This is a genomic window from Paraburkholderia sp. (assembly GCF_026225065.1).
Classification (GTDB): Bacteria; Pseudomonadota; Gammaproteobacteria; order Burkholderiales; family Burkholderiaceae; genus Paraburkholderia.
The window spans coordinates 1-6,053 of record NZ_JAMFSB010000298.1 but is presented as its reverse complement, the minus strand read 5'-3'; the positions used below and the strand labels follow the sequence as shown (position 1 = coordinate 6,053).

At 63.4% G+C, this 6,053-nt stretch carries 7 protein-coding genes and 1 pseudogene; 6 read left to right on the top strand and 2 right to left on the bottom strand.

Annotated elements, in window-relative coordinates; genetic code table 11:
* The coding region (locus M0954_RS21585; protein ID WP_297355399.1) for a TCP-1/cpn60 chaperonin family protein at positions 1–517 on the top strand (517 nt) is incomplete at its 5' end.
* Positions 518–638: 121 nt separating this feature from the next.
* Here the strand turns inward: M0954_RS21585 and cysC are convergent.
* The gene (gene cysC, locus M0954_RS21580) at positions 639–1,226 is read right to left on the bottom strand and encodes an adenylyl-sulfate kinase (RefSeq protein ID WP_297355401.1); all 588 of its coding nucleotides are present in this window, start codon (positions 1,224–1,226) and stop codon (positions 639–641) included.
* A gap of 673 nt (positions 1,227–1,899) precedes the next feature.
* Positions 1,900–2,760, bottom strand: coding sequence for a hydroxymethylpyrimidine/phosphomethylpyrimidine kinase (locus M0954_RS21575; protein ID WP_123384664.1), 861 nt, complete (start codon positions 2,758–2,760; stop codon positions 1,900–1,902).
* 271 nt (positions 2,761–3,031) lie between these two features.
* Here M0954_RS21575 and M0954_RS21570 point away from each other — a divergent pair, with 271 nt between their 5' ends.
* From M0954_RS21570 to M0954_RS21550, 5 genes and pseudogenes are all read left to right on the top strand, one after another.
* Positions 3,032–3,202: a rubredoxin gene (locus M0954_RS21570; protein WP_122152235.1), complete on the top strand. Its 171-nt coding sequence runs from the start codon at positions 3,032–3,034 to the stop codon at positions 3,200–3,202.
* A gap of 76 nt (positions 3,203–3,278) precedes the next feature.
* On the top strand, positions 3,279–4,697 hold the full coding sequence (locus M0954_RS21565; protein ID WP_297355397.1) for a hypothetical protein: 1,419 nt from the start codon (positions 3,279–3,281) through the stop codon (positions 4,695–4,697).
* A gap of 199 nt (positions 4,698–4,896) precedes the next feature.
* Entirely contained in the window at positions 4,897–5,475 is a 579-nt protein-coding gene (locus M0954_RS21560; RefSeq protein ID WP_122152233.1) for a YqgE/AlgH family protein, read from the top strand.
* The gene (gene ruvX, locus M0954_RS21555; protein WP_297355395.1) at positions 5,472–5,912 is read left to right on the top strand and encodes a Holliday junction resolvase RuvX; all 441 of its coding nucleotides are present in this window, start codon (positions 5,472–5,474) and stop codon (positions 5,910–5,912) included. The genes M0954_RS21560 and ruvX overlap by 4 nt, the downstream gene beginning before the upstream one ends.
* A pseudogene (locus tag M0954_RS21550) lies at positions 5,899–6,053 on the top strand (bifunctional pyr operon transcriptional regulator/uracil phosphoribosyltransferase); the annotation flags it as partial. The gene ruvX and the pseudogene M0954_RS21550, both read left to right, overlap by 14 nt.

Genomic DNA, 6,053 nt, shown 5'->3' with positions numbered 1-6,053 from the left:
TGTTGCAGTGATCAAGGTCGGCGCTGCGACCGAAGTCGAAATGAAGGAAAAGAAGGCACGTGTCGAAGACGCACTGCACGCAACGCGCGCAGCTGTGGAAGAAGGCATCGTGGCTGGCGGCGGTGTTGCACTGATCCGCGCTCGTACGGCAATCGCTGGTCTGAAGGGCGCTAACCCCGATCAAGACGCAGGTATCAAGATCGTTCTGCGCGCAATGGAAGAACCGCTGCGTCAGATCGTCACGAACGGCGGCGAAGAAGCCAGCGTCGTGGTGGCAGCAGTTGCAGCCGGCACGGGCAACTACGGCTACAACGCAGCAACGGGCGAGTACGTCGACCTGGTAGACGCCGGTGTCGTGGACCCGACGAAGGTCACGCGCACGGCACTGCAAAACGCAGCATCGGTGGCAGGCCTCCTGCTGACGACCGACGCAGCGGTTTGCGAACTGCCGAAGGACGATGCTCCGATGGGCGGCGGTATGCCCGGCGGCATGGGCGGTATGGGCATGGACATGTAATTTCGGATGGGGCTCCTCTGGGGCCCCGTATCGAAACACATGGGGGAGGCGCGCTGCAAGGCGTGCGCCCCAAAAGAAAAAACCCGCGACGCGGGTTTTTTTATTTCCGAGGCCGTTATCTTCAGGGCTTCAGGAGATACGTCTCATGCAGGTAATCGAAGATTCCCGCCACGCTTGCGTCTTTGTTCTGCGCCGCGGTATCCACGCGTAACTCCGGGTTGGCCGGCGCCTCATAGGGTGCGGACACGCCCGTAAACGCCGTGATCGCGCCCGCCCGTGCCTTGGCATACAAACCCTTGGGATCGCGCCGCGCACAGTCGTCAACCGAAGCGCAGAGGTAGGTCTCGACAAACCGGTCGGACCCGATGATCGCGCGCGCCATGGCTCGATCTTCACCCATCGGCGAAATCAGCGCGGTAATCACAATCAGACCTGCGTCGTTCATCAGCTGGGCGACATGTGCGACCCGGCGGATATTCTCGCGCCGGTCTTCCTTGCTGAAACCGAGGTCGCTGGCCAGGCCGTGGCGGACGTTGTCGCCGTCGAGCACGTAGCAGGGGTGGCCGAGGGCGATGAGCTGCCGTTCCAGTTCATACGCAATCGTGGATTTTCCTGCTCCGGACAAACCGGTGAGCCAGACCGTGACGGCCTTCTGCTGGAACATCCGTGCGCGATCCTGGACGTCTACCGCACCGCTGACGCGTTGCAGGAACGCTTGTGCAGGTTTGGCGGATACCACGGCTTTGCGTGCTTCGGGGATGGTTCGAGCGCCATGGCTGGTGTCCGGGAGGTCGGAGCTGGCGTCAGAAGGGGCGGGGACGTAGGCGTGCGAATTGTCCACGTTAAAGATTCCCGCTGAGGTCGATGCCGCTCGAGGCATCAAGGCGCCCAATTTCATGTTCGGTGCGGCAGGAGCCGATCGCGCATGCGCGATCGCTTTTAGGCGAGTGAAAAGACGGGGTCCGAGGTGGCATAAGGGGCGCCGACGACATTACAGTTCGTAAATTCTACTGGCTGATAAGCAATCCAGTTGTAACGTTTGATTACGTTTGTAATCAGAGCGTGAAGATTTTCTGCTTGAACGCCACGTGCCAATGTGGACGGATGATGATTCGTAACGCGATTGGCCGGGTATGGCGGGAACGGGTCGGCGTCAAAGGACGCCTGGCCCGGCGAGGGCTTGAAACCGCTGAATCTGGGGGTATCCGCTGGGGGAGAAGCGTTCCGCTGATGCAGTCGACGGCGCTGTGTCGCGCGGCGCGCAGAAAGCCCATGAAAGGCAGGAGTCGATGCCGCGTAAGGTCTGGAAGTGAGCCTCAGAAATAATCTTCGGAAATAATCCCGGGCGATCCGGCCACGCGACCGGTCCCGCCCACCATCGCTTAATGCCGCGCTTCTCCCGGCGGCGCATCCTTCGCGCTACCCAGCGGCGTTTCTTCGTCGCTACTGCGGGCCCAGAAAAACCGGTCCGGCAGATAGGCGCCCATCCCGGGTCGAAACGCATTGCGCATGGCCTGATACAGATACTCCTGAGCTTCGCGCACGGCTTCGGCCGGGTCCTGTCCGTTCGCGAGCAACGCGGCGATCGCCGCACCGAGCGTGTCGGTCAAACCCATGATGCGGTGCGGGCCGCGGTCCCACATATCCTGTCGCAACTGGCCGTCGTCGCTGAAAAGCGTATTGACGAGCCGGTGCGTGCCGGTTTCCGTGGACAGGATGTATTCGCAGCCTTGCGACAGCAGGTGCGAGATTGCCGCGTCGAGGCTCGGCGCCTCGGCGTCGCCATCTGGCTGCGCGAGAGCGAGCAAGGTGGCGTGATCCGCCACGAGCAGGGTGGTTTGCGGTGCGAGCAGGTCGGCAATCGCTTCGCGCAGTTCGTCGGCGGCGAGCACGTGCTCATCGTCCAGCGTGAAGTCGGGAGCGAGGATCAGCGGGATGTCGTCGTAGTCGGCCACGACTTCGGCGATTGCGCTCACCACTTCTGCTCGCGTGGCGGCCCCCACCTTGAAGGCGGCGATGGGCATGTCTTCGAGCAGCATGCGCGCCTGGGTTGCGACGACTTCCGGATCCAGCCCGGTAACTTCGTCGCAGTTTGCCGAATCGCGCACGGTGTATCCCGTCAGCACGCTGACGCCGTGACAACCCATGCTGGCTAGCGTCATCAGGTCGGCCTGCAGGCCGGAGGCACCCGTCGGATCGGATAGGCCGAAGGTGAGAACGATCGGAGGCGTGTCGCTGGGCATGAAAATGGTTGGCAGGAAGTAAGCTTATGTAAGCGCGCAGCGTGGGCGCAGTCGCCTCAATTATGCGGCCTAAAGCGCTAACGGGGCGTTTTTTCGCATCCGCAGAGGACTTTGCGCACTGAATCGGGGCATCGCGCCGCGCCTTGTCCAGCTTCGTCTGCAGCGCGTCTGCGGCACGTCAACCTGGCGACTTTCGACTGCTAGGCATTGGGGCGGCAACACGGTACCATCATGGCTCTCGTTTCAACGCTCTTTTTGACGCGACACAAGAATGGAACATAGAAGCTGGATGTGCCTGATCTGCGGCTGGATCTACGACGAAGAAGCCGGTTTACCAGATGAAGGAATCGCGCCGGGCACGCGCTGGGAAGATGTTCCCATTAACTGGACCTGCCCGGAATGCGGAGCCCGCAAGGAAGACTTCGAGATGGTCCAGATCTGAGCGTCGCAAGCGTCGCGCGTCCCGACGGGCGGCGTGATCGCGTTCGTCGGCCTGTCCGTGTTCATGTCGCCTGCCCATGATCCCTCGATCCGCATCACCCGGCTCTTTCGATGCACTGCCCAACCCGCGTGGCGGGTCGGTCCGTTCTGCGGAACTCGCGCTCGCAGAGGCGCGGCTTGCGCTCGAGCAGCGCGGCGACGCGGCGGCCGCGCTGTTGCGCGCGGCGCAGGCTTTCCGTGAGGCGGGCTGGCTTGGGGCGCAGAAGCTGGCAGATGCCTTGGTGCTGGTCTCGCCATTAACGGCAGCGGAACCGCCTGAAGAACCTGACGCGCGTCAGTTGTTCACGGAGGCGTTGCACGATTTCCGGGCGGCGACCACACGGCACAACCTGCGCGAGCTGTCCTGCTCGCCGGTACTGTACGGCCACTACCAGGCGCTCAGTGCACTGATTTCGCGGCGTACTCCGGGCTTCACGGTCACCTACGAAGATTTCGCACTGGCCGCGCGGCCGTTGCCACCGGTGTCGTTCAGCGCGCAGCCGGCGGAGCGCCTCGCTCACTTGCGGGCTCGCTATGAGCGTGCCCTGTTGCCGGTGTTGCGGGCGCATTCGAGTGACGGTGCGGCCAGCGCTGCTGTAACCGCGCTGACGCGCGCCGCGCTCGATGAACTCGACGCGTGTCTCGCTGAACTCGCCGGCCCCGATCCCTACGACTTCTGGCGTCTCGCTTCGGCGTGTGCCCGCTCGCTGCGCGTGAGCGGTCACTTAGTCGGGGACGCAGACGCACGGCGCTTCCATGCACGTTGCAATCTCGCCCTGGCGGATCACGCGCGCGGCTCGACGCTCGCCTCGCGCTCGCTGGTACGCGCGACGCTCGCGCTGCTGTGGCGCGATTACGCGCTCTTCGGTGCCGCAGCAGAGGACGCAGAACACGTCGAACTGCTGCACGATTACGGCTTGACCGTGGACTGGCACGTGGCCGCCACCCAGGAGTCGGAGGCGTTGTGGGAAGCGGGCGCGACAGAGGCGCAAGAGCTTGGCGCGGGTGGCTTGGGCGTGACGCGTACCCGCGAGCTGGGCGTGCTGACCGTCAACGCCCATGCGTATGAAGATTTCCTGCAGACGGCTGACGCGGCCATCGCCGCGCTCGCTGAACATGCACGAGGCGCGGGTCAATTTGAGAAAGCCGATCCGAGCGAAGCGCTGCAGGCGGGCGACGCCGCTTATCGCCTCGGCGCCGCGGCGTGTGCGCTCGGTCTGGGCCATGTCGCGCTGCTCGCAGATGCACTGGGTCTCGCGTGGCGCCGTCGTGCGCATGCCGGTGTCTCGACGCCTGCGGTGCGCGCGCACGTAATTGTGAGCGCGCCCGACGCGCAGGCGCTGGAACAAGGTGCCGAGGCGTTGCGCGCGATGCTGCACAAGATTGCGGCAGGCGTCGCTCCGCCCGCGGCCGGCCCAGCGTTGGCCGCGTTGACGCTGGCCATCGAGCACGGTTGACGCCCTTACGCCGCCTTGCAGATTGCATGCGCGGACGTACGAACCGTCACCCCTCGGATGCGCACCCGAATACGCACCGTTGGCGAGGTGTAAGCGCGTGATAGAGTGGCAACATGATCCGCAATTCATGGATCGCGGCACCTGATCTGCCCACGCTCAAAGCCCGCCATTCCGCATCGTCTTTGCTAAAATCCGAACTATGTCCAAGAGTACCGATCGCATCAATCTGACTAACCAGTTCCTGATCGCCATGCCGAGCATGGCGGATCCTACGTTTTCAGGAACGGTGGTCTACCTTTGCGATCACAGCGAGCGCGGTGCGCTCGGCCTGGTGATCAACCGGCCGACCGATATCGATCTGGAAGCGCTGTTCAGTCGCATCGATCTGAAGCTCGAGATCGAACCCCTCCTGCATGTCCCGGTTTACTTCGGCGGCCCGGTGCAAACCGAGCGCGGCTTTGTGCTGCATTATCCGAAAGAAGGCGGGCCTTATACGTCGTCGATGTCGGTGCCCGGCGGTCTGGAAATGACCACCTCCAAAGACGTGCTCGAGGCCGTCGCGAGCGGCACGGGCCCGGAACGTTTTCTGCTCACGCTTGGCCACGCAGGTTGGGCCGCGGGCCAACTCGAGGAAGAGATCTCGAAGAATGGCTGGCTCACCGTCGAGTCCGATCCGAAAGTCGTGTTCGACGTGCCGGCCGAAGAGCGCCTCGAAGCTGCCCTCGCGCTGCTCGGCATTTCCCTTTCGATGCTCTCGGGCGAAGCAGGCCACGCATGAGCAGTGCGGCCGGACGAGCGGCAACGCTGCTGGCGTTCGACTATGGTGAAAAACGCATTGGCGTGGCGGTCGGCAACTCGCTGACCAAAAGCGCACGGCCGCTCGTGGTGGTGCAAAACCGTAACCGCGAGTATCGCTTCGAGGAGCTCGGCAAGCTGATCGCCGAATGGACGCCGGATGCGCTGGTGGTCGGTTTGCCCATGCATCCCGATGGCGCGCCGCACGAAATGACCCAACTCGCGACACGCTTCGGCAACCAGCTCCATGGCCGCTTCAACTTGCCGGTGACATGGATCGACGAACGCTATTCGTCGGTGGAAGCGAAAGCCGGGATTCGCGCTCGCAATGGCCGCGCGGACATGCTCGACGCCGAAGCCGCCTGCATCATCCTCCAGCAATATCTAGACGGACTATCCGACGATCATGAGTTCCATTGACGCCGAGGCGCTGTATCGCGCTCTGCTCGAACAGATACGTGCTGCTTATGGTGAGCAATTCGGTGAACAACTCGGTGACCGAGGCGGCGCCGACGGCATCGTACTCGCCGGCATCTACAGCGGCGGCGCGTGGCTCGTGGA